The organism is Novosphingobium sp. BL-S-24 (assembly GCF_055521575.1).
In genome coordinates this window covers 1,072,894-1,096,891 of the sequence record NZ_CM145487.1, presented here as the reverse complement: position 1 = coordinate 1,096,891, position 23,998 = coordinate 1,072,894, and the positions used below count along the sequence as shown (strand labels likewise).

The following is a 23,998-nucleotide window of genomic DNA, read 5'->3' as shown; positions in this document are numbered from 1 at the left end:
AACAGATAATTCGAAAAGGCGCGTCGTGAAAGCGGCGCGCTTTTTTCATGGCTTTGAGAGTGCATTCGACCTTTCATCCGCACGGGTGCTATGCTCAAAACATCCCATGCAAATTCGGTATCACGTAAATCATGGCCGCACCTGACCTGCCCACAGTTCTCGTGACCGGTGGCGCCAAACGAATAGGGGCAGCGATAGCCGAAGCCTATGGCTCCAAAGGCTGGCATGTCATCATACACTACGGAAATTCTCGCGATCAGGCGGAGGACTTGGCCGCGCGATTGCCTTCGGCTGAAACGGTTTCCTGCCAATTGGATGACTGGCATCAGGGCGCAGAGATGGTTGTTCAGCTCTCGCGGCGACTGCCCAATTGGCGAGTGCTCATAAACTGCGCAGGCGTTTTTGACATCGACACTACGGACCGACTTGAACCAGAGACGTTCCAGGACGCGATGCAGGTCAACGCTGCCGTCCCGGCTATCCTGGCGCAGCATTATTTCGCAAACGCAACGTCCGTTGACGGGCGTCGGCTTATTCACGTCACCGATCAGAAGCTACTCAACCCCAACCCGGATTTCTTCTCGTACACGATGAGCAAGCACGCACTCGCTGCGACCATACCCATGCTGTCGATGGCAAGAACCGATCCGCGTGACCGCGTTTATGGGATTGCTCCAGGCGCGATCCTCGCTAGCCATGACCAAACGGAGGCGGAAACAGAAGTTTCGCATCGCATGAACCTGTTGCGCCGACGGGCTACAGCCAATGACGTGGCCGATGCTGCCCTGTTCTTGGCGGAGGGCTGGTTGGCGAGTGGATCGACAATTTTTGTCGATTCCGGTCAGCATCTTGTGCCGCAAGAGCGGGACGTCCTGTTTCTCGCCCGTCAATGAAATATTTCCATTCGAAAAACTATGCAGACTATTGCTCATTCGCCCCCTTGCACCCGGGGCAAAGCGATCCCAAAAGCGGCGAATGGCATTAGGTATATTAGACCGTTTTCTAAAGCGTGGCGTTCGCGACGGAATTTTGGAAGTTTGCAGGCCGGACGGATCTGTACGCCGCTTCGGAACACCCAATCCCGATTTTCCCGAGATCCGCATCCGCTTGACCGATCCGGCGGCGGAGCGCCGCATTCTGAGTGATCCTCGCCTTGGTGCGGCCGAAGCTTTCATGGACGGCCAATTAGTCATTGAGCATGGCGACATTATGCAACTTGTCGAGTTGCTGCGCGCCAACGCGAAATGGGATCGGGGCGGGGAGTTAAAAGAACAGTCCCATCTTAAAAAACTGGCTGGAAAGGCCATCACGCTGATTGACGGGGTCAACCGGGCGGCAAAAGCGAAAGCTAACATCGCTCATCATTATGACGTAGGGAACGACCTGTATCGCCTGTTTCTCGACAGCGAACACATGCAATATTCCTGTGCTTACTGGCCTAGGGATGACATGACGCTGGAAGAAGCCCAGACTGCCAAATTAGCGCACATCGCGGCGAAACTGGCGATCCAACCGGGCCAGCGGGTGCTGGACATTGGCTGTGGCTGGGGCGGAATGGCGATCTATCTCGCCAAGCACTTCGATGTGAGGGTCAAGGGCATCACGCTGAGTGCCGAGCAATTGGCGCTCGCAGAGAAACGCGCGACAGAAGCCGGCGTTGCCGATCGCATCGATTTTGAATTGGTCGACTACCGCGATCTGGCTGCTCGCGGAGACAAGTTCGAGCGGATCGTGTCGGTTGGCATGTTCGAGCATGTCGGGCAAGCGCAGTTCGCCCGCTACTTCCGCGATTGCGCCACCATGCTGGTCGACGACGGCGTCATGCTGATGCACACCATCGGCCGGATGGGTGGCCCCGGGTCCACCGATGCATTTACCCGAAAATACATATTTCCCGGAGGATACATCCCGGCGCTCAGTGAAACGGTGGCGGCCAGCGAAAAAGTGCGCCTGATTGCCGCCGACGTCGAAACGCTGCGCCTCCACTATGCCAAGACGTTGCGGGAATGGTATAAACGCTGTGTCGCCAACAAGGACGCCATCGTGGCGTTGTACGACGAACGCTTTTATCGGATGTGGATATTCTACCTGGCCGGCGCGACAGCCGCGTTCGAAAGCGGCGGAATGTGCAATTACCAGATCCAATACACCCGCAATCGGCATGCTTTGCCGTTGACGCGCGACTATCTGATGGAAACAGAGAAACACCTTATCGGCACCTAACCTGCCCTTAAGCTGCACAAGCGTTGCGTCGCGGGAGCGCACCTGCTAGCCGCCCGCCCGAACCATCACCGCCTTTTTCCGCGGAGCCATGCCCATGTCCGACACCATCAAGAAGGTCGTCCTCGCTTATTCCGGCGGCCTTGACACCAGCGTCATCCTCAAGTGGCTTCAGGTCACCTATGGCTGCGAGGTCGTAACCTTCACCGCCGATCTTGGTCAGGGCGAGGAGCTTGAGCCTGCGCGCGCCAAGGCGAAGCTGATGGGCCTGCCTGACGAAAACATTTACATCGACGATCTGCGCGAGGAATTCGTGCGCGACTTCGTGTTCCCGATGATGCGCGCCAATGCTCGTTATGAAGGCGACTATCTGCTGGGCACTTCCATTGCACGCCCACTGATCTCCAAGCGTCTTATCGAGATCGCACGCGAAACCGGCGCCGACGCAGTCGCTCACGGCGCGACGGGCAAGGGCAACGATCAGGTGCGTTTCGAACTGTCCGCATACGCGCTGGACCCCGGCATCAAGGTCATCGCACCTTGGCGCGAGTGGGACCTGACGAGCCGCACGGCGCTGATAGCTTGGGCCGAAAAGCACCAGATTCCGGTACCGAAGGACAAGCGCGGCGAAAGCCCGTTTTCCACTGACGCCAACCTTCTCCACACATCTTCCGAAGGCAAGGTTCTGGAAGATCCATGGGAGGAAACGCCGGATTACGTGTACTCGCGCACGGTGAACCCGGAGGATGCGCCGGACCAACCGGAATACATTACTGTCGATTTTGAAAAAGGCGATGGCGTTGCATTGAACGGCGTTGCTCTCAGCCCCGCGACCCTTCTGGCCCAGCTGAACGAACTTGGTCGCAAGCATGGCATCGGCCGTCTGGACCTGGTGGAAAATAGGTTCGTTGGGATGAAATCGCGCGGGATGTACGAGACGCCGGGCGGCGAAATCTACGCTCGTGCCCATCGCGGTATCGAACAGATCACCCTGGATCGTGGCGCGGCTCACCTGAAGGATGAGCTGATGCCGAAGTATGCCGAACTCATCTACAATGGGTTCTGGTTTGCCCCGGAGCGGGAAATGCTTCAGGCGGCGATCGACCATAGCCAGGCTCGGGTAAATGGCACCGTTAGGCTGAAACTGTACAAAGGATCGGTTTCAGTCGTCGGCCGCAAAAGCCCTGATTCGCTCTATTCCGAACGCCATGTCACGTTCGAGGACGATGCTGGTGCCTATGATCAGAAGGACGCCGCAGGGTTCATCAAGCTTAACGCGCTTCGCCTGCGCCTTCTTGCCCAGCAAGGACGCTGAACCCTTTCTGATAGCTTAACGTCATCGGGCGGTCCGTTGCCAAAAAGCGACGGGCCGCTTTCGCACGGGTGGCCACCGAAGACCGACGCCGCTAGGAGTCCCGCCATCGTCAACGACGAAGCGGGGTTTTGCTTGAGTTACCGTCAAATCGGCCGGTTGGCCGCGCTTGCCGCTGCCATCACCTTCTCTATTGCAGGTCCCGTACAGGCTGATTCCGGCATTCTCGCTGTCAATGCAGCGGTAGCTCCCGAGGTCCCCCTCTCCATGCTCCCCAACCCTGCACCTGGGAACATTGGCGCGCCAGACGCAATGCCGATCGACGGCGGCGTGGCCAGCTACTATGGCCGCCACTTGGCAGGTGCCCGCACGGCCAGTGGCCAGCGGTTCAACCCAGACGCATTAACGGCAGCTCATCGTACATTGCCCTTCGGCACTCACGTACAAGTCACGAACCCTGTCAACGGCGAGTCGGTCGTTGTAACGATAAACGATCGCGGGCCGTTCCATGGCAATCGCGTAATTGATCTGTCAGATGCTGCCGCCAAAGAAATCGGCATTCTCGGACGAGGAAGCGGCCGAGTTCAGCTTGCAGTTCTTACACGCTAATCTGCCAGTCCAGTACCGCCACATATCAAGTGTCGGCCGGCGCAGCTTGGGAGGGGTGGGGGAAGAGCCGCGCCGGCCTTCACCACCGATAACAGCGAACCCCGCAATCCGTTCCCGACCGTATCGCCGTTTAGACGACTCGATGTTCCTCATCGACCAAACGAGTCAATAAATAGCTGATCCTTCCAATAGGATATTGGGAACGCTATAGAATTTCATCTAGTCCACATGTCGAAGTTCGTGCCGCCGACATGGCATGGCTAGTGCGATACTGCCTTTCGGGCTTTCATTTTCTCCTGACACAACCACGTCGCGCGATCGTTGAAGAACTGACAATCGTTTCGCGCAGTCAGGATGGCGAATGCAACTCACCGTAGATAGCCTCATCATCACACCCAACGATATCGATCTCAGCCGTTCTCCTCTGGCCGGGCATCTGGACGTCGAGACATATGCTCTGGGGGCATTCAATCCCGGGCTGAACAGGTTACCCAATGGGAACCTCCTGGCGATGGTCCGAGTGGCGGAGGCGCTGCGGCATCCGATAAAGGATGGCCATGTCCATGCCATACGGTGGGAAGCCAGCCCCGATGGCGGACGCTACGCTCTTGATGCGTGGCCACTCGAACATGCCGACACGGCAGACCCCCGAAAGTTCATGCTGCCGGGCGGGGGCTGGCGTATCATGGCCTTGACTTCGTTATCGTGGCTTCTCCCGGTCGAGCTGTCGGGCGATGGTCTAACGGTGGTGAAAATCCATTACGACCGTGCGATTGCACCTACCCATGATTTCCAATGTTACGGGGTCGAGGATGCGCGGATCAGCCGCGTCGAAGGGAGCTATCTGATGACCACATGCTCGGTGAGTCCCGAGCGTCAGTCAACTACGCTGTATAAGTCTGCGAACGGTCTGGATTGGACATTCGAAGCCATCGTTCTGGACCATCAAAACAAGGACATGTTGATCTTCGAAGGCTTGGTGAATGACCAGTACTGGGCGCAGACTCGCCCTCTTGGAGACCTGTATTTTGCGTACCCGCCAGAAAGCGAATGGCGGGCGGGGCCATCCATCAACCTTGCCCATTCTCCGGACGGCATATTCTGGAAACCATGGCATAAGCCCGGAATTCGTCCGCATGCCGCAACGGCAGCCACCGCGCGGATGGGCGGCGGGGCCCCTCCGATCCTCACTGACGAAGGATGGCTGACGCTGTGGCATGGGGTAGAACCCAAGGAGATCGTGGGCATCTATCGCACCTACTGGTCTCTGCTCGATCGAAACGATCCCAGCATTGTCATTCGCACACAGCACGAACCGCTGCTTGAAGCCAACCCCAACCTGACGAAACCCATCGAAGATTTGATGTACCTGCGAGACGTCGTCTTTACGACAGGGATAGTCGATGGCGGAGATCACTATATCGTCGCCTCAGGCGAAGCCGACTTGGCGTGTCGAATTACGCACATACCTAAATCGACATTCAGCCCGTAGAATAAGCTGAAGATCGGGAGCCTTCCAATCGCGCGAAGCGTTTGCAAGCTGAAGAGGAGCCTGCCGACATGAAGACTCTCGCCGAACTATCCGAAAAAATGCGCGATATCGACTTCGCGATGCTGTCTACCAAGACAAACGGTGGCGCTATCGCCTCCCGACCGATGAGCAACAACCGCGAAGTCGATTATGATGGCGAGGCCTGGTTCTTTGCAGATGAAGCTACCCGCATGGTGGACGACATCGCCACCGACGCCAAAATCGGACTAACGTATCAAGGGTCGTCGGGCGTACTGGGTATGCGACCGTTCTTCATCGCCGTCGAGGGAGATGCCTCCATCGTCAAGGACCGCGCCTTGTTCGAAGAGCACTGGACTAAAGGGCTCGAGCGGTGGTGGCCTGACGGCATCGATACGCCGGGATTGGTTCTCATCCGTGTGACCGGTGAACGCCTGCATTATTGGGATGGCGAGGATGATGGCGAACTCACCTTGACGGCGACGTAACTCCATAATTCTCATCGTCCCGTGATTTTTTTCACGCCGGACGAACCACCAATTCCAGTGATTCTTGCAACGAGAACTTTTATGACTTTGCAGCCTCCCGTCAAATACACGCCCAGCTTAGAGACGCTTCGTGAAAATGAAGCGGCCACGATCTCAGAACTTAACGAGGCATTCGACCATATCTTGGAACGCACCCATCAAGATTACGGACATGCCGTGCGCGCCGTGCACGCGAAGGCTCACGCGATTCTGACAGGGACGTTCAGCATCCATGACGGATTGCCGCCTGAACTGGCGCAAGGGGCATTCGCAACCCCGGGTCAACATCGCGCCTACTTACGCATATCAACAAATCCTGGCGATATTCTGGATGACGCGATTGCGCTTCCGAGAGGGGTTTCCCTTAAGATTCTCGATGTCGAAGGTGAGCGCATTCCAGGTGCCGAAGGTAACACCCAAGACTTTATCATGATCAACGGACCGGTTTTTACCGCTCCCAACGCCGACAAATTTGTCGGCAATCTTAAGTTGCTGGCCAAGACGACTGACCGCGCCGAAGGCGCCAAGGTTGCAGCATCCAAAGTGTTCCAAGTCCTCAACGCTGCTTTGGGTGCAGTGGGGTTGGAAAGCACTACGCTCGCCAGTTTGGGGGGCGCTCCGCAGGTGGATCCGTTGGGAGAGACATACTTCAGCGTCACGCCATTCCGCTTCGGTGATTACGTGGCCAAATTTCGACTACGGCCCGTGAGCTCGGCATTGCTGAACCTTACCGGCAACAAAGTAGACCTGAACGGCAATCCGAATGGCATTCGGGCTACATTGCAGCAGGAAATAGCTGGCTTGGACGGAGAATGGGCATTCGAAGTGCAGTTGCAACGAGATGTGGAGAAGCAGCCGATCGAAGACGCATCTGTTGAATGGAAAGAGGATGAAGCTCCCTTTACTCCAGTGGCTACCCTGATCGTGAAGAGCCAGAACAGTTGGGACGACGAGCAAGTGAAGGCAGTGGACGAAGGAATGCGATTCTCCGTGTGGACGGGAATTGCCGCTCACCAGCCGTTGGGTAACATCAACAGGGCGCGTCGCGATACATACAAGCACTCTGCAGACTTCCGCGCTGCCGCCAATCGCTGTCCCATTCACGAACCTTCGGCGTAAGGCATTTAGATGACCGACCAGCCCAAACCAAAAGAGTACCATCGCGCAACTGGCGGGTGGGGGTCTCTCGAGGGAATAACGAAGGTAGAGCTTACGGCCAAAGCTCCACCCGGAACGCTGGAGGTTTTGAAAGCGCAAAACAAGCCGGATGGGTACATGTGCAGCTCATGCGCTTGGGCCAAGCCACCAAATCCGCATCCCGTGGAATTCTGCGAAAATGGTGCGAAGGCAACGATCTGGGACCTGACATCGAAACGATGCACCCCCCAATTCTTTGCCCGACATACCGTGAGCGAGCTTTCGAGCTGGAGCGATTTTGAGCTAGAGAACGTTGGGCGCCTCACCGAACCCCTGAAGTACGATGCATCGACGGACAAGTATATCCCTGTCGACTGGGATGAGGCATTCTCGGCGATTGGGTCGTCGCTCAAAGCACTCGACCCCAATTCAGTCACATTTTATGCTTCGGGTAAGGCGGCTTTGGAACCCTCTTATCTTTATGGCGTGCTGGCCAGGATGTACGGCAACAACAATCTGCCCGACAGTTCCAACATGTGTCACGAGACAACCTCGGTCGGACTGAAAAAAGTCATCGGATCATCGGTTGGTACTTGTACGTTTGATGACCTCGACCATTGCGATGCTATTTTCTATTTGGGCCAGAATCCCGGGACCAATAGTCCGCGAATACTGCATCCGTTGAAAGCTGCGGTGAAACGCGGGTGCAAGATAATCGCGTTCAATCCTTTGCGTGAAAAGGGTCTGCTCGAATTCACCGATCCCCAAAACCCATGGCAGATGACCGTGGGGAGCCCTACCAAGATCGCACACCAATACCTTCAAGTTAAACCAGGCGGCGACATCGCGGCGATCATCGGTGTCTGCAAGCGAGTTCTCGAACTTGATGATACGCAAGGCGACATTCTGGATCGCGCCTTTCTGGGGGACCATTGCAAGGACTTCGAAGAATTCATCAGCTACGCCAGGCAATGCTCATGGACTGATCTTGAACATCACTCAGGCTTATCTCGTAGCGAGATGGAGCAGGCCGGAACGACCTATGCCCGAGCGAAGAACGTGATCGGCATCTATGGCATGGGTCTGACACAACAAGTGCATGGCTCTCAGGCGATCGGTGTTCTGGTCAACCTGCTCCTGCTTCGTGGTAACATTGGGCGCAAAGGTGCGGGGTGCCAGCCGATCCGTGGCCATTCCAATGTCCAAGGCCAGCGGACCGTTGGAATCTCTGAAAAACCCGAACTCGTTCCGCTCGACAAATTGCGGGACATATTCGGCTTCGACCCGCCGACGGAGAAAGGGCACACGACCGTCGAGTTTCTTGAAGCGGTGCTTGATGGCAGCGCCAAGGGCTTCATAGGACTGGGCGGTAATCTCGCACGCGCGGTGCCGGACCAATCGGTGGTTCATCCGGCGTGGCGAAATTTGGATATTACCGTCCACGTCGCCACTCGCTTGAACTGCACCCATCTGCTCCCCGGAAAAGAAGCTTACCTCCTGCCCTGCCTTGTCCGCGCGGAAGCTGACATGCAGGCCGGCGGTCCACAGACAGTCACGATTGAGGATAGCTTCAGCCATATCTATGGGTCGGTGGGGAGGCGCAATCCAGCGAGCCACAACCTGAAGTCCGAATTGGCGATTGTCGCCGGGATCGCCAAGGCAACGCTGCCGGAAAATCCGCGCTGGAAGTGGGATGAGTGGACGGCTGACTATGGCAAAGTACGCGAGCTGATTGCCCAGACTTATCCCGATCAGTTCCATGACATGAGTCGACGGATGAACCTGCCGGGAGGATTTTATCGAGGCAACCCGGCTCACGAGCGCGAATGGAAGACAGAAAGCGGAAAGGCAGAGTTCACTCTTCCGACCGTGCTCAACTCGAACGGGCTTGCCGACGCAGTGGGAAGATTCACCCTGATCACGTTGCGTTCGAACGACCAATTTAATACCACCATTTACGGTCATTCGGATCGTCTGCGCGGACTGGAAGGCAGCCGTCAGATCGTGATGATGAGCCCGGCCGATATGGTGGAGGCCGGTTTCTCCGAGGGGGAAAAGATAACATTGGTTACAGATTGCGATGATGGCGTCCACCGCGCTGTCGGCGATCTCGCGGTGACGCCCTATAATCTCCCGCGAGGCTGTTTGGCCGGCTATTTCCCCGAACTAAATCCACTTATACCTTTGTCTCATCACGATCAAGAATCAAAAACGCCAGCAGCCAAGGGCTTACCTGTTCGGATTGTCAAAACGGCCATGACAGCTGCCTGAGCAGTCGATCGGGAATGTGAAGCGGAGACTTGATCGTTCGCGTTTCGAGCACGAACGCTTTGCTTGGCAGATGGCCCTAACCCTGCGATGGCAGCAGGTATGAACGATGATGCAAACATGCTCGAACCGGATCGCAACTGCTGGCGGATTGAACCCGCCAGCCGGGCGACGGTGATCGTAGACGCAGATGATTATTTCAAGGCCGCACGCGCTGCCATGATGAAAGCCCGTAAGCAGATCATGTTGGTCGGCTGGGATTTTGACGCGAGGATACGTTTTGGTGGCGACATCGACGATGGTGGTCCAATTGAGGTCGGCGCTTTCCTGAGTTGGCTGGTCAGACGCAATCCCGGTCTACAGGTTCATATCCTGCGTTGGGATACCGGCGCGATCAAGACGCTTTTCCATGCTCAAACGCTGCTTCGCATCGCCAAATGGATCCGGGATCCACAGATCCACTTGCGATTGGATGGCCATCACCCCCCCGCTGGCTCGCATCACCAAAAGGTCGTCGTAATCGACGACGACGTTGCATTCTGCGGCGGCATAGACATGACTGTCGATCGTTGGGACACCCGCGATCACGCCGATGACGAACCGCGACGGGTTGAGCCCGATGGCACTCCTTACGGCCCATGGCATGACGCAACCACATTGTTGCAAGGAAGAATAGCACGCGCTTTGGGCGATATGTGCCGCGACCGATGGGAGGTTTCGGGCGGAAAACACATTGAGCCGGTGGAGGATGCCGGTGACTGCTGGCCCGACGAAGTGGAGTCTGACTTCACGGACATCGAGGTAGGCATAGCCCTGACTGTGCCGGAAATGGCCGAGCAGGAGCCGCGATATGAAATCGAAGCGCTGTATGTCGATCTGGTCAACCGGACAAAACGATGGTTCTACGCTGAAAGCCAGTACTTCGCTTCGCGAAAGGTGGCCGAGGCGATCGCTCGCCGCCTTGCCGAGCCGGATGGGCCGGAATTCGTCATCGTGCATCCAACCTCGGCGCAAGGATGGCTAGAACCGCTCGCAATGGACACAGCGCGCGCAAGGCTTGTCGAAGCGCTGAAGGAGCAAGATCCGTTCAATCGGTTGCGATTATACCATCCGTTTACGCTCGGCGGTGAACCGATATACGTTCATGCCAAAGTTACAGTCGTTGATGATGAGGTGTTGAGGGTCGGTTCATCTAACTTCAACAACAGATCACTCCGCCTTGATACAGAGTGTGACGTCGTTATCGATGCCGCAATGCACAAGAATGCCAATGAACGTAAGACTATCGCGGGAATTCGCAACTCCTTGATAGCCGAACATCTGGGGTCAGATTGTGAAACCATCGAAGCGACGATCGCAGAGACGGGATCGATAATCGAGACAATCGAAAGGCTACGTAATGATGGCCGATCCTTGCGTCCCTACGAAATTCCTGACCTCGATGCAGTTCAGACCTGGTTGGCCGACAACAAGGTACTCGACCCGGAGGGGCCGGGGGAAATGTTCGAGGCGTTTTCTGCGAGAACACCACTACTCAAACGCCTTCGGCCTCATCTTCATAAGGATGATGGGAAGATTTCACCGATCAGCGCCGCAGTGATCGCGGGAGGCGTTGCCGTCGGCGCTGGAGTACTTGGAGTGATGGTATCGAAGTTTCGTTCCCGGAACTGAATATGAACCGTCACATCCTCGTTTGTGCAGCTCTTCTTGGCACTGCCGCATGGTCCAGTTCTGCAGGAGCCAGTGGGGATTACGGTTGTACGCCTACGTGGTCCCTGGGTGTTTCATCCTATGAATGCGCCGGAAGTGCCATTATTGGCCCACGCAATGATACGCGTGCGAACCTTGCTTTTCTCCTGCGCGATCAAGCCGGTATCAGCACTCCGGGTCGTCTTAGTTACCCCACCTGGGACTGGGACAACAGCGATTTCGGACATGTCTTCATCAGTTGGGATGTGTTGCAACACGCATTCTGGCCGACTTCGGCGGTAAAATCAGACCTTTCGGTAGACGACGCCCAACAGTATGCAGGCTCGCGTTGCCAGACATTGGTAAGCGGAGGTGATGCATTTCGCGCGGCGCTGGCGTTGGCCACGGGGCTCAAGCCTTCCGAACGCGACACCCTCAATGCGGCTCGCGACCTGGTGAAACCGGCCTGCGAAGGAGATAAGAATGCCGTTGCCTGGCCTAGCGTAACCGGCACGTCGGCGTCGCGCTGGCTGGCGTATCTGCAAGGCGCGCATGCGTTCTATGCGGACGACTTTGCTACCGCCCGAGCTCGCTTCACAGATCTAGCGCAAGCCGACGATCCGTGGCTAGCGGAAACCGCGCGGTACATGATCGCACGAAACGAATTGGCCGCAGCGCAGGCTGGTGCATTTGACGAGTGGGGTGGTTATGCCGGCGGCGATAAAGTGGATCGCCCTTCCGCCCAACGCGCCAAAGCTGCGCTAAGCGACTATCTTGCTGCCTACCCCAACGGTATTTACACCACGTCCGCATCGGGCCTGACCCGACGCGCCGCCTGGTTGCTTGGGGATAGCCCTGCCCTTATGCGCGCTTATTCGCGCACTCTGACTGCCCCGCTGCAAAGTCCGGCCATGCTTGAAGAAGTGGAGAGCAAAGTGTTCTTTGGGGCTGGTCTGACGAATGGATCCGATGCCCCTCTGCTCCTCGCGACCTGGGACCTTTTGCGAATGAGGCAGCGCGAACCGCAAATCGATCTGCTGAACGAAGCGCCCCCTGCCTTGACCGCTCAGGAACTGGCTAGTCAGAGAGATGCGTTCTCGGCGCGTCCTGATCTTTACGCGTTTCTTCGGGCGAGCTTCGCTTTTCACGTCGCGAAGGATTATCGCAGCATTCTTATACTGATCCCTGACCATGCACGGGACGCCAGCTTCACGCCCCTAACCTTTAGTGGTCAGATGTTACGCGCGATGGCGTTGGCAAAGGTGGGGGACACTAACACCGAAGGATTTTTGCAGCAGATGCTGGTCGGATCCAAGGATTTGTACCAGAAACCCACGGTCCAGCTGTCTTTGGCACAACACTGGGAAAAGTCTGGCCAACTTGGAAAAGTGTTTGCCGCCGACAGTCCCATCACCGAACCTGAAATCCGCACCATGCTGCTAGCCCGAATTGCCGGGAGCGATCTGCTGCGGCGGCAATCCACCGCCGGCATCGAGCGCACGGAAAAAGATGTCGCGACATTCATCCTGTTAACGAAAGCGCTCTCGCGGGGGCAGTATAGTGAATTCGTGCGCGATCTGACCCTGGTGCCGAACGATGCCTCAACCTCTGGATGGGTTGGTGATGGCTGGTCGAGCAGTTGGATGGGCCCTACCCATGAAGGTGCCCCGCCAGTAGGGTTGTTCACGAAGGGGAAGATGCAGGAAGCCTTCCCCTGCCCGGCGGTGGGTCGCACAGCAACGACGCTGGCACAATCCCCAGCCAACCCCTCGGCATTGCTTTGCCTTGCAGAATTCTGGCGCCTGAATGGGTTCGACGATTATCTCAGTGCCAAACCATCAATCAATTCAGGACAACTGGGCGGCTCGACTGATCGTTTCACTGGCATCATTATGCCGCGATCCGCTCTTTATGCCAGAGTGCTCAGCAACAAGCAGGCGGGGCGGGAGAATATCGCCTATGCATTGTACCGTTCGGTGCAGTGTTATGCGCCTACAGGTAATAATGCGTGCGGCGGGAACGACGTACCCAAAGCAATCAGAAAAGCTTGGTTCCAGCAGTTGAAGTATGAGTTTCCGGAAAGCAGATGGGCGATCGATCTCCGCTATTACTGGTAAGCCGCCGTTCTTTCATCTGCAGCACTTCGTCTGCGCTAATCCTCTCGGGTTGTCGCCAGCGACCATCCCGCAGAGTGGAAGCGCAGGATTACGACGCCTTTTTCGTCTGGCCAAACATAGCCCCTTCTCCCAAAGTCGCTCACGCAAGTGCGCTGTATCTGCTCGCGGGTGAGATCAGCCACCGCGAAGAAAGCCAATTTCTACCGTTACGTGCAACGCCGAGAATGGCCAGGAGCGCATTGTGGCTAGTCGTCCGCACCGAGCGACTGGACTGGCAGGAGCCTGTCTACCGCGCCATCATGCGATTGCTTGTGCTATGGCAAGCAAACGGCAGCAACGTGGTTGGCTTGCAGGTCGACTTCGATTCAGCGACCCGCGGGCTGGAGCGGTATGCCCAGTTTCTCAGAGATCTGCGCATCCGGCTGCCTGACCGATGGAAGCTATCGATCACTGGCCTACTGGATTGGAGCGCGGGCGGTGATCCGGCTGCGCTCCAGTCTATCGGTGGGTTGGTAGACGAGATAGTGGTACAGACTTATCAGGGAGACACGACCATCGTCGGCTACGAGGGGTACTTTAATAGCCTCCGCAGACTCAAATTTCCCTATCGCATCGGGATTGTGGAGGGCGGCGAATGGGTTCCACCGAGTGGGTTGCGGGCCGATCCCTATTTTCGAGGATACGTTGTATTCCTGCTTCCCACTCGCGCATCTGGTCGTGACCAAGCCGCTTAGATCTGCGCGCCGGCTTCCCGCATAACATCGCGGATTTTCTCGTCATTTTGGCCGTTGACGTCAACCGACACCTGAATCGCGCCTTCCAAGGCAGGTTCTGAGTCCGTCTCTACGCCGGGATGGCCGCTTTCCGCATCGGCGCCATCCACCACTTCGCCAGACGTGTTGTCAGCCGACGCCGACTGGATGAAAATGTCAGTTCGCTCCACCCCATGCTCTTGGACCAGATGCTCCACGGCCAGTTCGGCATCCCGGCGGCTTTCGAATGTACCGATGATGGTATCGCTCATGTCGGCTTCCTTCTGGTAGCGGTGCCGATTGTCGCACCTTGATGCACGCTCAACGCCCGACATTGTCGCATTGCTGCATTCAGATGGATTTTTGACCGCAAAAACAGTCCGTCACGGCCCTACATCATTACCTGTTTTTTGCACCCGATAGCCTTGGCCTTGAGCGAAACCAAGAGCAGCGGCGACCCGATCGTCCCAGCCATAGGGATCCGCACGGATCACCGGCTCGCCTTTTTCATCAAAGACAACGGTGTGATACAGCAACCTGACCGGTATTTCGCGCGGCAACTTTACGAAAGTCTCCTTGCCAGTGGCGCGGGCGCGGTGCCATTCGTCAATCACTCCCTCGTCCTTTGCGATCATCTCCGCAAATCCCAGTGCATCGTCAACCCGCACACATCCATGACTACGCTGGCGCTGCACTTCCTGGAACAGTTGCTTTGCCGGCGTATCATGGAGATAAATCTGATGATCGTTGCGCATGTCAAACTTCACAAGCCCGAGCGAGTTCTTGGGGCCGGGTTGCTGGACGATCCAGCCGTCCTTCCATGCCATATTGTTGCGTCTGAGATAAGCAGCGCCCTTGCCCGCAATCTCCTTGTTCTGGATCGACCGAGGAATAGTCCACGTAGGGTTTGCTACCAGCCGGTAGATCGGAGATCCGAGTTGCGGCGTTTCGTTCTCGGGCTCTCCGACGACGACCTTCCGGCTGTCTGCTACTTTTCCATCCCGCCAGTACATGAGCCGGCCGGCAGCGACGTTCACGTCTATCCGCGTGGGCGCCGCTTGTCGTTCGAGCCATCGCATCCGCTCCATCGCAACAGCCATTTCGCGTGCCTTGTCGCCATTGGAGAGGTTCAGGATTTCCAATGCATCGCTACCGATCACGCCATCAGGCTTGATCCCATAATCGACCTGCATCTTCTGGACAGCTTTGACCATAGCTGGACTATACTCGTTCCCTTGCGCGGCCGATTGGACGAGATAGTCCGATGCTACCAGTTGGCGGGCAATCAAAGGAACGCGCGCATCGGTGGCGCCGGGCTTCAACGGCGCCCCCTCGTCAGGGATGTCGGAAGCCGGTGCGGCTTTCTCCTTGCGCAGGCTTAGGTAGACCTGAGACAGCTTGCCATAGCTATCGTCCTTAGGGGCAAGACTGTTAAGCCAATCTGAAACCTTACCGTCCGCTACCGCTGCACCCAGACCATTCAGGAGATTGGGATTCGGCCTTGGCAAAGTGTATACGTCGTACAACTTCGCAGGATCAGACGCGCCCTTGGCCAAAGCGGACGCGTAGCGGAGCGCGCTTTCCGTTAAGGCGCGATCTCCTTGCGCACTTCCAGGTTGCCCAGCGACGGGAAACGTAATGTGATCAAGGCCATGCTCAGCCCTGCGGTCAATAGCATCGCGAAGCTGCCGGGCAGATGCGTCGCTCCACCGAACCTGATCGATGTTTGCGGTAACTTTCGGTTGCTTGGGCTCAGCCTCCTTGGAATTACACCCGGACAGAGCGATCGCCAGAGCAAGAAAAGAGCATGCGACCACACGTTTATACACCAGGGTCTCCTTGATGATCCCTTGTGTGTAATCATCGGTAATTACTTAAGTTTCACACATCCTCAGGCACGGGCGGCAAATACCATGCGCCCTTCACCAAGGAAGCTGAAGACGTCATTCAGCTTTGTCTCACCCACTGCAAAACAACCTTGGCTGCGACCGAGCTTGCCATGTGCGCCGATCATGTCGTCATTCGCGTACCAGGCGCTATGGATAACGATGGCACGATCGAGCGCATTGTTGTTAGTAGGATCGAGACCAAGCAACCGCTGGGAACGCCCGTGCTTGCCGACATAATAATCCGCAGTCAAAAAAGCGCCTTCGCTTGATGCGTTAGACCCGAAGGCGTTCGAGAAACGCTCCAGGTATCCGGTGTGACCCGGATCGGAACCTGACCCATGAGCGACCAGCAGTCGCGAAGCCTTACCGCTCGTCACGTCGAGGAAGTGCAACCGTGGATTGGAGGATGGGGCGTTGAAATCGACAATGGCCATTCTGTCGCGCGCGTTGACTTTGTCGGAGTGACGATCAAGTGCCGCGAGTGCTCTTGTCAGAAGTTTCGGATCAACGGAGAATCGCTCGGCATCAAGCGTCGTGCTCGGCATACGAGCCGCGACGCGTGGCGCAGCTGGCACCTGCACGCGTGAGGGCAATGCTTCTGGCTTGCTGAAAGAAAGCGAAGCAGAGCGAGCCAAAGTTGCGATTGCAGCGCCCGCTCCCGCAATTACAAGAGCGCGACGGCCAGTTGATAAAGTCGGTTCAGCCATCCGCCGGAAAATGGTCTCTATCGCCGTGATGTAAAGTCCATAACGCGCCCAAACTAAGTGCACTAATGCAAACGAGCGGCCAACCGCCCTTTTTGTGCGGCAAGTTACTACTAAATCGGGATCTTTTTTCGCCCGAGGCGCCAGTCCACGCCTGCGCTGGATAGTCAGGCTTTCCAAACTGGGTCTAGCAATGATGCCGGATTATCGAGTATTTGCGGGAATTGCTTGCGTGTCGCCGAGGTCCATCTTTCCGGCAGTTCAGACATCGCCACACCAAACCTGCCAGTACCGATCGCGGTCAGGTGGCCGGGATGCCCGTCCATTTCCATCCACGGACGCCAGTCAACCACGTTGGTGAAATTGGCATCGCATGGAACGCGGGCAACGTCGGTCCGTGCCAGATCCGCCATGCTGGCGTGCATGGTGATCATCTCGTTATAATGGAACGCTGGCTTTCCGGCCGGAGCGGGAATTTCCACCCGGCTGACTTCCGCAATCCAGACGTCGCCACCGCGAACTTCCGGATTCCTGATACCGTGATCGAACTTCGTGCCGGGCAACAGCTTGGGCACTTCCAATTCAAGAGTTGGCAGCAACGTAATGCGATTGGGTGGGAGATTCTTCTGCGGGTCCGTCACCCATTTGCCGGTATAGGGATTGAGGAAACGCCCGGGCGCTTCGCCTGTCTTCGGGTCGAGAAAATGTGCGATTTCACCCGTCACACCGTCATATCCGCCATCAGGGCGTTTCCGGTAGCGTGAGAATGTCACCCCGACTACATCCCATAACGAGGTCATTTCGGCTCCAACAATACCGAAATAGCTGCCGCTTACATAAGAGACCACCAACCGATCATCGAGTGCGCCGCGCATCATCATATAAGCGCGAAACCTGCTTTCGGGCGTGTCGAGCGTCAGCTTACGAGCACGCTTTGTTGCGGAGCCAGCCCTTCCGCTGGCTCCGGCCAAAGCAACACCCCCCAGCAAACCAAGCGCACCGCGCCGACCCACGTTTCCGAGTAACGAACGTTTATCTCGGTCGGTTTCCATGCTCACTTACCACCGTCCTTCATCATCTTGCGCCGCTTTTCCGCAGACGGAGAAACATATCCGCTTACTTCAGGCGTTACTTCTTCTGCATAGGCTTCGAGCGTTCCGCGTACGCCCTCTTCAGGTCCATCGGTCGGCTCTTCCAGAAGGTCCGGACGATCGCGTTCGATCCTCTTAAGGACAGCCTTGGGAATGTCTTCTTCCGTCCCCGTAATCTTGTAGCTATGCATCCGACCCATCAGAACGCCATCCACACCACTCTGCCCCATCTTCATCCACGGCCACCATGGGCCTTGTCGAGTGAAGCCAGCATGATAGCGTGCGGACGGCAGCGATCGATCGTCAATCTCGCCTACCGGCGTGCAGATGCAGAAATGCTCGGAAGGATTGGCGATCGGACCGGTTGAAGCCTTTGGCCAGCCTTCCGGTGTCACCGGGTTGGCATATTCATGAGCATAGTCCCACGACAGAAGATACTGGTCACCAACGCGGTTCCATGGCAGCCGAAACGGCTCCCCTTTCCGGCTTGCGGCTTGCCCCATGTCATTGTTCAGCGTCTCGCTATCGCCGACCTTGAAAACGGTCTTCTCCAGACCAAGAGTGCCCCGCCAGCGATCATTGAGGAACGGGAAAACATCGACTTTTTCACTGGTCCAGGGGTTTTCCCATACGTCGATAATCTCGCCCGTCGCGAGATCAGTGAAATAGCCGCACTCCTTGCCGAGAACTTTTACCGAGCCATCGGGCAAGATCGCATTGCGAGTGTTTCCAAACCCGTAGTAACCGAAAAGTGGCCTGGCGCGATGCGAACCGACGATGGCATACTGAACACCATAGTAGCCAGACTTCACCGCCTTTGGCCCCAAGGTGCCCCACATCTTTGCGAAGCCGTACAGGTTCTCGCGAGGGTCTTCTATATCTAGCGGCCGGATCGTTCCCCCGATGGTCGATCTAGCGCCCTTTGCCGCGAAGGCGGGGGCAGCTGCAAGCGCTGCACCCCCGCCCATCAGCCCACCCAGAATGCTGCGCCTCGATACTGCAGTAAGTACGCTATCCAATAGCATCGGCGTTCTCCTTCGGGGAGGGTGTTCGAGATCAGAACTTGTAACCAGCCGTCACGCCCATACGGCGGCTTTCTCCGAGATAGACTTCGAAGGGCCGGTAAGAGAATGGCAAGCCAGCTCGCGGCTGCGCGATCGCATTCGCTGCGTAGGAAACATCGAACAGATTGTTCGCCCAGAATGCGATGCTGTAGCGATCGTTCTCCACCGCCAAGCGCACATTAGTCAACGTACGCTCTCCGAAGGTAGCGAGGTTTGTCCCATCAGCGTACGCCTGACCGGAGTGTGACACATCAACACGCGCAGCTAGGTTCCAGTCAACGCCCAAAGGAATGTCGGCAGAAGCGTGAACGTTCCATTGCAACTTTACCGAGCGTGTTGGCCTGCGACCTTCGAGCGACGTTGCTGCACGGCGCCCACTGGGCGTATCGACTATAATGACAGGCGGACATCCCGGCCCAGCCGTGGCGGTAACGCCCGTACCGACAAGGCAGGTGGTGGCGGCCTCGTAAGTACCAGCTTGATACTTGGGATCCGAATAGACCACGCTTCCGCCAACGGAAAACATATCGGTCATCCGCCAGTCAGCCTGAACTTCGAAACCGTTGGTTTTGATGTTACCAGCGTTGCGAACGATGGCGTTCGCACCTTGAGACGTCGGGTTCTCGGTGAACGCGGTAATCTGTGCGTTGGACCAGTCGATATGGAAGTAGCTAGCGTTCAATTGCAGGCGGCGATTGAACAAGGAGGACTTAAATCCTGCTTCGTACGTCCAGTTGCTTTCTTCCTCGTAAGCCACCTCTTCGCGCAGAATTCCGGTCGGGCTCACCGGATTGCTGGTGTTGAAACCGCCTGAGCGAACACCTTTGGCAGCCGAAGCATACAGGAAAATGTCCGGAGTTGCCTGGAAGTCCACCGTAAAGCGCGGCGTGAAGCTTTCGAACGTGCGTGCAAATTGAGGTCCGACCACCGGGAAGATGCCCGCAGCCGGCACTTTGGCACCGTCGATAGGCTGAAGGACCCCAGGCTGCGAAAGCGGGTTCGATATCGAAAGTACCTGAGCGCGCTTGCGATCGATGTTGTAGCGGCCTTCCGCGCTCACCCGCAGGTCGCCAAAACGATAGCCCAGCGATCCAAACCCTGACATCGTAGTGGTGCTGGCACGACTATAGCTGGCAAATACTTGGGTGTTGATCCAGTCCGTGCTGAGGAACGGATTGGCACTGAAGTCATAGGCACCGAACCCTGTGGGCGTAGGGTTGAGCGGAGTGGGAATCTGAACGAGGCGCTCATTAGCGGCAAGCCCCGACCGATCTGCCCCCAGTCCAAGCGCGGCAAGCGGAACTCGTGAACTGAAGTAACTCGTGCCGACCAGCCACTCGAACGGGCCGGTACCATCGGACTGGAGGCGAATTTCCTGACTAAACGTCCGCACTCTTTCGCGGTTGGATGTTGCAAAGTTGATGCGAGCGGTACGCGTGTAAGAGCCAGCCGGGAAACAAGCCGCGCCTGCGCCGCAGACGCCCAAGAGGGTGCCGCCGGATGTTCCGTCGTAGTCATTGTAAGTAATGTTATTAGCGGCCGTGAAAGCCGTGATGCTAGTGGCGGATACGCCATCGCGGCGCCAGTTCAAATTCAGCGATACCTGCCGGGTTTTGGCGACGGTGTCGCGCATTTGTGGCGAAATGTCGCTGACCTCAGGCGCGTCCAGCTTTCCACAATAACGGATACGAATGCCGCCGCTAGTTGGGCCGCAGTTAAACTGCGAAATCGGCAGAACTGATGAAGGAGTAAGTTCGGTTTTCGAATGCGTGAAGAAGCCCGATAGAACAGCGGTCAGTTCCGACGTCGGTTTGAATTCCAGCGATCCGTTCACAGCATACTTGCGTGTTCCACCCAAGTTGTCATCACGGTTTGCCGCATTCTTACCATATCCATCATACGTCAGATAACCACCGCCGACACGGAAGGCCAATGTATCCGATATAGGCGCCGAAATAGATCCTCTTACGCGGTAGTCTTCGTTGGTACCGACAGTGGCTTGCACATTTCCCTCAAAATGATCTGAAGGCAGCCTGTTGGTAATCGACAAGGCACCGGCGAAGGTTGAACGACCGAACAAAGCGCTTTGCGGACCGCGAGCTACTTCGATGCGACCCACATCCATGACTGAGATGATATCGATCGTGTTTCGGCTGGTCTGGTAAATGCCATCGATGAATACACCGACGTTGGCTTCCACGTTCAAATCGTTCGTCACGTTCGCAGGCGCCTGGCCACGAATGTACACCATCTGCATCGTGCCACCGGAGATCGACGTAATCGAAACGCCGGGTGTCGTGTTGGTCAAGTCGTTAAGATTGCTTATATTGCGCTTCTCAAGCTCAGCGGCTGACAGTGAAGTGATGGCAATCGGGACCGTCTGAACGCTTTCTTGGCGGAGACGTGCGCCGGTAACGACGATATCAGGACCAGGCCCTTCGCTACCAGCCGATTCCTGCGCATACGCCGGAGTAGCGGCCCAGATTCCGGCCGCCAAGGCAATGACCGAAATAAAACCTTTGGAATTTATGCCACGAGCCATTGTTATCCCCCTCATACCGCCACCCCGCGAACCCCTCATAGGCCGGATCTCCCTAGCGGTAACTTCCACATTGGAATGGAATAACGTACACAATCTTGGATAAAAAAATGCAAACAATCCGATAGGCGGACAGAGGAACACTCAAATGGATTTGGCTAAATAATATTGAATTTATTGAATTATTTTTATATTTTCGGTATTTTCCGCTTACAAATAGCGCGCGAAAAGATATCCAGATTAGCATGAAACGAACACAATCAATCCATAAATGAATACATTTAGGCAGCGAAGAATGCTCGACGGGCACGATGGATGTGTTCGGTCATGATGGAATGAGCCCATGCGGGGTCGCGGGCATCAAAAGCCGCAATCATCTCATTATGATCTTGGAGAGATCTTCGAAGCTGCGGCTTGCTATATCGACGCAACGTCTGCGGGACAATCGGAACCGCGACCAACCGCTCCACCATCATTTCTAGAACGTCTGACTCCGTAATATCCAGTAGCGTTTGATGGAACCGATTATTTTGATCCACCAAGTTCGAGATATCCATGATTTCTCGGCTGATCTCCCATGAGTAAATCGCACTGGTTTCGCGAAGAACTTCCAGCCGGGCACCATCGATCATCGCCGCCACGCGCTGCGCGATGTAGGGCTCCAACATCAGCCGAAGCGCGAACACATCCCTCATCGCGTCTTCCGACCAGACTCTTACGTAAGAACGCTGGCGGTCCCTTTCTATCAGCTTTTCACCTTCAAGACGACGTATCGCTTCGCGCACGGGCGTTCGCGATATGCCGCATGACGAAGCGATTTCTTCCTCAATAACCTGTGAGCCAGGTTCGAGAGTGCCGTCCAGTATCTTGCCTCGGACTTCGTTGTACGCACGATCGCTTGCGTTTGACATCATATTGCCTTGTTACGTAGGTGAAATTGGCAGGGCATGTGCCTTCTGTGTAAAGTATGCGTCCAAATCAATCCCGCTCCACGCAGGCTTTCTATCCCAATGTGGCGAACCCGCTCCATAGGCACTTTATGCGAGAACTCGCCCGCACTATATCCGACAGTCGGATGAGCATACCCAAGTCTTTTGCCTAGCAACTTCCTTGAGCCAGTCTCTGAGGCCAAGAACATCACACGCTGCTCAAATGCTAAGTCTCGCTATGTTGTGGCAGCAGTTAGCATCGCATCTTACAGTATACACATTGATACCAGGCTTGCCGTCATGGCTTCGATCACCAGTCAAACTGCTTTCATCGTACCTAACGAGAGGTCACTGCATGCCCGCATTCCCAGCAAAGCGCCTGTCGTTTGTTTTTATGACATGGGCACTGGCCACTTCATCGGTACATGCTGAAAACCCAGTTGCCCCCCCCACCGCTGGCTCGAAACCATCCTCCAGCGAGGACGTCTATCGCCAAAGACTTGCTGCATTTATCGCGGATCCCGGCAATTTCCCCTACGCTCCCATGGAGCCGTTGCGCGGCGCCCCCAACTGGCGGGCGCTGCCTGTCTTAGCGAAGCCAACCGTCAAAACGGAAGCCTTGAACAGGGCGACAGACTACGCCCGGTCCATGCGCTCGACCGCGTTCATGGTATGGCGAAACGGGAAACTGGAAAGCGCGTGGTACGCCCCGGGCAGCAACGCGACTACTCTACTGGTCTCAAAGTCCTTGTCGAAACCTCTTGCCGCCATTGCGGTCGGCCGTGCCATAGCGCTGGGGAATATCCGTTCGCTCGATCAGCCGATCAGTAAGTTTCTTCCTGAACTCCGAGGCACACAAAAGGGCCGCATCCTGATCCGCCATCTGCTCGACATGCGATCGGGGATGCTTCATCAGGGCTTCAGCACCGATCCCGATCACCCTTACAATCGTGCCTTTTTAGACGAAGACTTTGGGCAGCGGATTATTGATAGCTATCCCATGATCGCTGAACCGGGCACGCTGTATTCCTATGCCAACGCGCCCGCAGACCTGCTGGGACTTGTGCTGGAGCGCGCTACGGGTCGTCGATACGTTGAATTTATTTCGAACGAGGTACTGAAACCGCTTGGTGCTCATGGCGGCGAGATCTGGGTAGGCAAGCCGGGAGGGCTGGCTCATTCCGGATGTTGTGCAAAACTTCCTGCGGAAACCTTCCTGCGCATGGCAATCCTCCTGCTGGACGACGGCAAGTGGAAGGGAAAACGCCTGCTCCCGAAAGGCTATGTAACACAGATGCGGACGGGCACACCGCAGAATCCAAACTTCGGATTAGGCGTATGGCTTGGTGAGCCGTACAAGGAACGTCGTGGCTTTGGCGCCCCAGGGCAGGCCGGCCCGAAGGTCCTTCACTCTGAGCCGTATCTCGATAAAGACATGTTTCTGTTCGACGGCAATTCAAACCAGACCGTTCATATTTCGCCCAAGCATCGCCTCATCGTTTTGCGCATGGGTGCCAATCCACCAGCGCCGAGCACCTCAGGATCGGGAGAGTGGGACAATAGCTTCCTACCCAATACTATCCTTCGCGGTCTTTGAACGGCGCCTCGATGATTGACAAACCCGCCTTCAGTCCTCCTGCC

Annotated in this window: 19 protein-coding genes; 12 read left to right on the top strand and 7 right to left on the bottom strand. The window is 56.4% G+C overall.

The features are described from left to right. The first annotated feature begins 131 nt into the window (after nt 1-131). The 11 genes from ACZ1JM_RS04875 (at nt 132) to ACZ1JM_RS04825 (ending at nt 14,123) form a co-directional block, all read left to right on the top strand. Nucleotides 132-893 carry an SDR family oxidoreductase gene (locus ACZ1JM_RS04875; RefSeq protein ID WP_465131997.1) on the top strand — a complete coding sequence of 254 codons (762 nt, stop codon included), beginning with the start codon at nt 132-134 and terminating at the stop codon, nt 891-893. Nucleotides 894-975: 82 nt separating this feature from the next. Then, on the top strand, nt 976-2,223 hold the full coding sequence (locus tag ACZ1JM_RS04870) for a class I SAM-dependent methyltransferase (RefSeq protein WP_465131996.1): 1,248 nt from the start codon (nt 976-978) through the stop codon (nt 2,221-2,223). Between the two features lie 94 nt (nt 2,224-2,317). Next, complete coding sequence (locus ACZ1JM_RS04865; protein ID WP_465131995.1) at nt 2,318-3,535, top strand: argininosuccinate synthase; 1,218 nt, start codon at nt 2,318-2,320, stop codon at nt 3,533-3,535. A gap of 36 nt (nt 3,536-3,571) precedes the next feature. Then, the gene (locus ACZ1JM_RS04860; RefSeq protein WP_465131994.1) at nt 3,572-4,141 is read left to right on the top strand and encodes a septal ring lytic transglycosylase RlpA family protein; all 570 of its coding nucleotides are present in this window, start codon (nt 3,572-3,574) and stop codon (nt 4,139-4,141) included. Between the two features lie 361 nt (nt 4,142-4,502). Further along, nucleotides 4,503-5,633: a glycoside hydrolase family 130 protein gene (locus tag ACZ1JM_RS04855; protein WP_465131993.1), complete on the top strand. Its 1,131-nt coding sequence runs from the start codon at nt 4,503-4,505 to the stop codon at nt 5,631-5,633. 68 nt (nt 5,634-5,701) lie between these two features. Beyond that, the gene (locus tag ACZ1JM_RS04850) at nt 5,702-6,139 is read left to right on the top strand and encodes a pyridoxamine 5'-phosphate oxidase family protein (RefSeq protein WP_465131992.1); all 438 of its coding nucleotides are present in this window, start codon (nt 5,702-5,704) and stop codon (nt 6,137-6,139) included. A gap of 81 nt (nt 6,140-6,220) precedes the next feature. Further along, nucleotides 6,221-7,297 carry a catalase family protein gene (locus ACZ1JM_RS04845; protein ID WP_465131991.1) on the top strand — a complete coding sequence of 359 codons (1,077 nt, stop codon included), beginning with the start codon at nt 6,221-6,223 and terminating at the stop codon, nt 7,295-7,297. 9 nt (nt 7,298-7,306) lie between these two features. Continuing rightward, on the top strand, nt 7,307-9,586 hold the full coding sequence (locus tag ACZ1JM_RS04840) for an FdhF/YdeP family oxidoreductase (protein ID WP_465131990.1): 2,280 nt from the start codon (nt 7,307-7,309) through the stop codon (nt 9,584-9,586). Nucleotides 9,587-9,685: 99 nt separating this feature from the next. Continuing rightward, nucleotides 9,686-11,254 carry a phospholipase D-like domain-containing protein gene (locus ACZ1JM_RS04835; RefSeq protein ID WP_465131989.1) on the top strand — a complete coding sequence of 523 codons (1,569 nt, stop codon included), beginning with the start codon at nt 9,686-9,688 and terminating at the stop codon, nt 11,252-11,254. A gap of 2 nt (nt 11,255-11,256) precedes the next feature. Beyond that, nucleotides 11,257-13,389, top strand: coding sequence for a PA5441 family protein (locus tag ACZ1JM_RS04830; protein ID WP_465131988.1), 2,133 nt, complete (start codon nt 11,257-11,259; stop codon nt 13,387-13,389). 224 nt (nt 13,390-13,613) lie between these two features. Then, nucleotides 13,614-14,123 carry a DUF3142 domain-containing protein gene (locus ACZ1JM_RS04825; protein ID WP_465131987.1) on the top strand — a complete coding sequence of 170 codons (510 nt, stop codon included), beginning with the start codon at nt 13,614-13,616 and terminating at the stop codon, nt 14,121-14,123. Here the strand turns inward: ACZ1JM_RS04825 and ACZ1JM_RS04820 are convergent. The 7 genes from ACZ1JM_RS04820 to ACZ1JM_RS04790 form a co-directional block, all read right to left on the bottom strand. Further along, nucleotides 14,120-14,413, bottom strand: a complete 294-nt coding sequence (locus ACZ1JM_RS04820; protein ID WP_465131986.1) for a hypothetical protein — start codon at nt 14,411-14,413, stop codon at nt 14,120-14,122. The two genes, ACZ1JM_RS04825 and ACZ1JM_RS04820, sit on opposite strands and share 4 nt — an antisense overlap. A 111-nt stretch (nt 14,414-14,524) precedes the next feature. Beyond that, nucleotides 14,525-15,970, bottom strand: coding sequence for a L,D-transpeptidase family protein (locus ACZ1JM_RS04815; RefSeq protein ID WP_465131985.1), 1,446 nt, complete (start codon nt 15,968-15,970; stop codon nt 14,525-14,527). 62 nt (nt 15,971-16,032) lie between these two features. Beyond that, a complete protein-coding gene (locus ACZ1JM_RS04810) occupies nt 16,033-16,737 on the bottom strand; it encodes a murein L,D-transpeptidase catalytic domain family protein (protein ID WP_465131984.1) in 705 nt (234 codons plus the stop codon). Between the two features lie 164 nt (nt 16,738-16,901). Beyond that, the gene (locus tag ACZ1JM_RS04805) at nt 16,902-17,615 is read right to left on the bottom strand and encodes a DUF1838 family protein (RefSeq protein WP_465131983.1); all 714 of its coding nucleotides are present in this window, start codon (nt 17,613-17,615) and stop codon (nt 16,902-16,904) included. A 173-nt stretch (nt 17,616-17,788) separates the two neighbouring features. Then, the gene (locus ACZ1JM_RS04800) at nt 17,789-18,850 is read right to left on the bottom strand and encodes a DUF1838 family protein (RefSeq protein ID WP_465131982.1); all 1,062 of its coding nucleotides are present in this window, start codon (nt 18,848-18,850) and stop codon (nt 17,789-17,791) included. 31 nt (nt 18,851-18,881) lie between these two features. Continuing rightward, nucleotides 18,882-21,572 (bottom strand): TonB-dependent receptor, encoded by a 2,691-nt coding sequence (locus ACZ1JM_RS04795; RefSeq protein WP_465131981.1) that lies wholly within the window; start codon nt 21,570-21,572, stop codon nt 18,882-18,884. A 137-nt stretch (nt 21,573-21,709) separates the two neighbouring features. Continuing rightward, nucleotides 21,710-22,339: a GntR family transcriptional regulator gene (locus tag ACZ1JM_RS04790; RefSeq protein ID WP_465132585.1), complete on the bottom strand. Its 630-nt coding sequence runs from the start codon at nt 22,337-22,339 to the stop codon at nt 21,710-21,712. 373 nt (nt 22,340-22,712) lie between these two features. Between ACZ1JM_RS04790 and ACZ1JM_RS04785 the strand changes: the two genes are divergently transcribed. Continuing rightward, nucleotides 22,713-23,954, top strand: a complete 1,242-nt coding sequence (locus ACZ1JM_RS04785; protein WP_465131980.1) for a serine hydrolase domain-containing protein — start codon at nt 22,713-22,715, stop codon at nt 23,952-23,954. Nucleotides 23,955-23,998 lie beyond the last annotated feature (44 nt).

Excerpts from the sequence above, each read along its gene's own strand:
- ACZ1JM_RS04875 (WP_465131997.1), top strand. The coding sequence starts at position 132 with ATGGCCGCACCTGACCTGCCCACAGTTCTCGTGACCGGTGGCGCCAAA.
- ACZ1JM_RS04870 (WP_465131996.1), top strand. The coding sequence starts at position 976 with ATGGCATTAGGTATATTAGACCGTTTTCTAAAGCGTGGCGTTCGCGAC.
- ACZ1JM_RS04865 (WP_465131995.1), top strand. The coding sequence starts at position 2,318 with ATGTCCGACACCATCAAGAAGGTCGTCCTCGCTTATTCCGGCGGCCTT.
- ACZ1JM_RS04855 (WP_465131993.1), top strand. The coding sequence starts at position 4,503 with ATGCAACTCACCGTAGATAGCCTCATCATCACACCCAACGATATCGAT.
- ACZ1JM_RS04850 (WP_465131992.1), top strand. The coding sequence starts at position 5,702 with ATGAAGACTCTCGCCGAACTATCCGAAAAAATGCGCGATATCGACTTC.
- ACZ1JM_RS04845 (WP_465131991.1), top strand. The coding sequence starts at position 6,221 with ATGACTTTGCAGCCTCCCGTCAAATACACGCCCAGCTTAGAGACGCTT.
- ACZ1JM_RS04840 (WP_465131990.1), top strand. The coding sequence starts at position 7,307 with ATGACCGACCAGCCCAAACCAAAAGAGTACCATCGCGCAACTGGCGGG.
- ACZ1JM_RS04835 (WP_465131989.1), top strand. The coding sequence starts at position 9,686 with ATGAACGATGATGCAAACATGCTCGAACCGGATCGCAACTGCTGGCGG.
- ACZ1JM_RS04830 (WP_465131988.1), top strand. The coding sequence starts at position 11,257 with ATGAACCGTCACATCCTCGTTTGTGCAGCTCTTCTTGGCACTGCCGCA.
- ACZ1JM_RS04825 (WP_465131987.1), top strand. The coding sequence starts at position 13,614 with ATGGCCAGGAGCGCATTGTGGCTAGTCGTCCGCACCGAGCGACTGGAC.
- ACZ1JM_RS04820 (WP_465131986.1), bottom strand. The coding sequence starts at position 14,413 with ATGAGCGATACCATCATCGGTACATTCGAAAGCCGCCGGGATGCCGAA.
- ACZ1JM_RS04810 (WP_465131984.1), bottom strand. The coding sequence starts at position 16,737 with ATGGCTGAACCGACTTTATCAACTGGCCGTCGCGCTCTTGTAATTGCG.
- ACZ1JM_RS04805 (WP_465131983.1), bottom strand. The coding sequence starts at position 17,615 with ATGATGATGCGCGGCGCACTCGATGATCGGTTGGTGGTCTCTTATGTA.
- ACZ1JM_RS04800 (WP_465131982.1), bottom strand. The coding sequence starts at position 18,850 with ATGCTATTGGATAGCGTACTTACTGCAGTATCGAGGCGCAGCATTCTG.
- ACZ1JM_RS04790 (WP_465132585.1), bottom strand. The coding sequence starts at position 22,339 with ATGTCAAACGCAAGCGATCGTGCGTACAACGAAGTCCGAGGCAAGATA.
- ACZ1JM_RS04785 (WP_465131980.1), top strand. The coding sequence starts at position 22,713 with ATGCCCGCATTCCCAGCAAAGCGCCTGTCGTTTGTTTTTATGACATGG.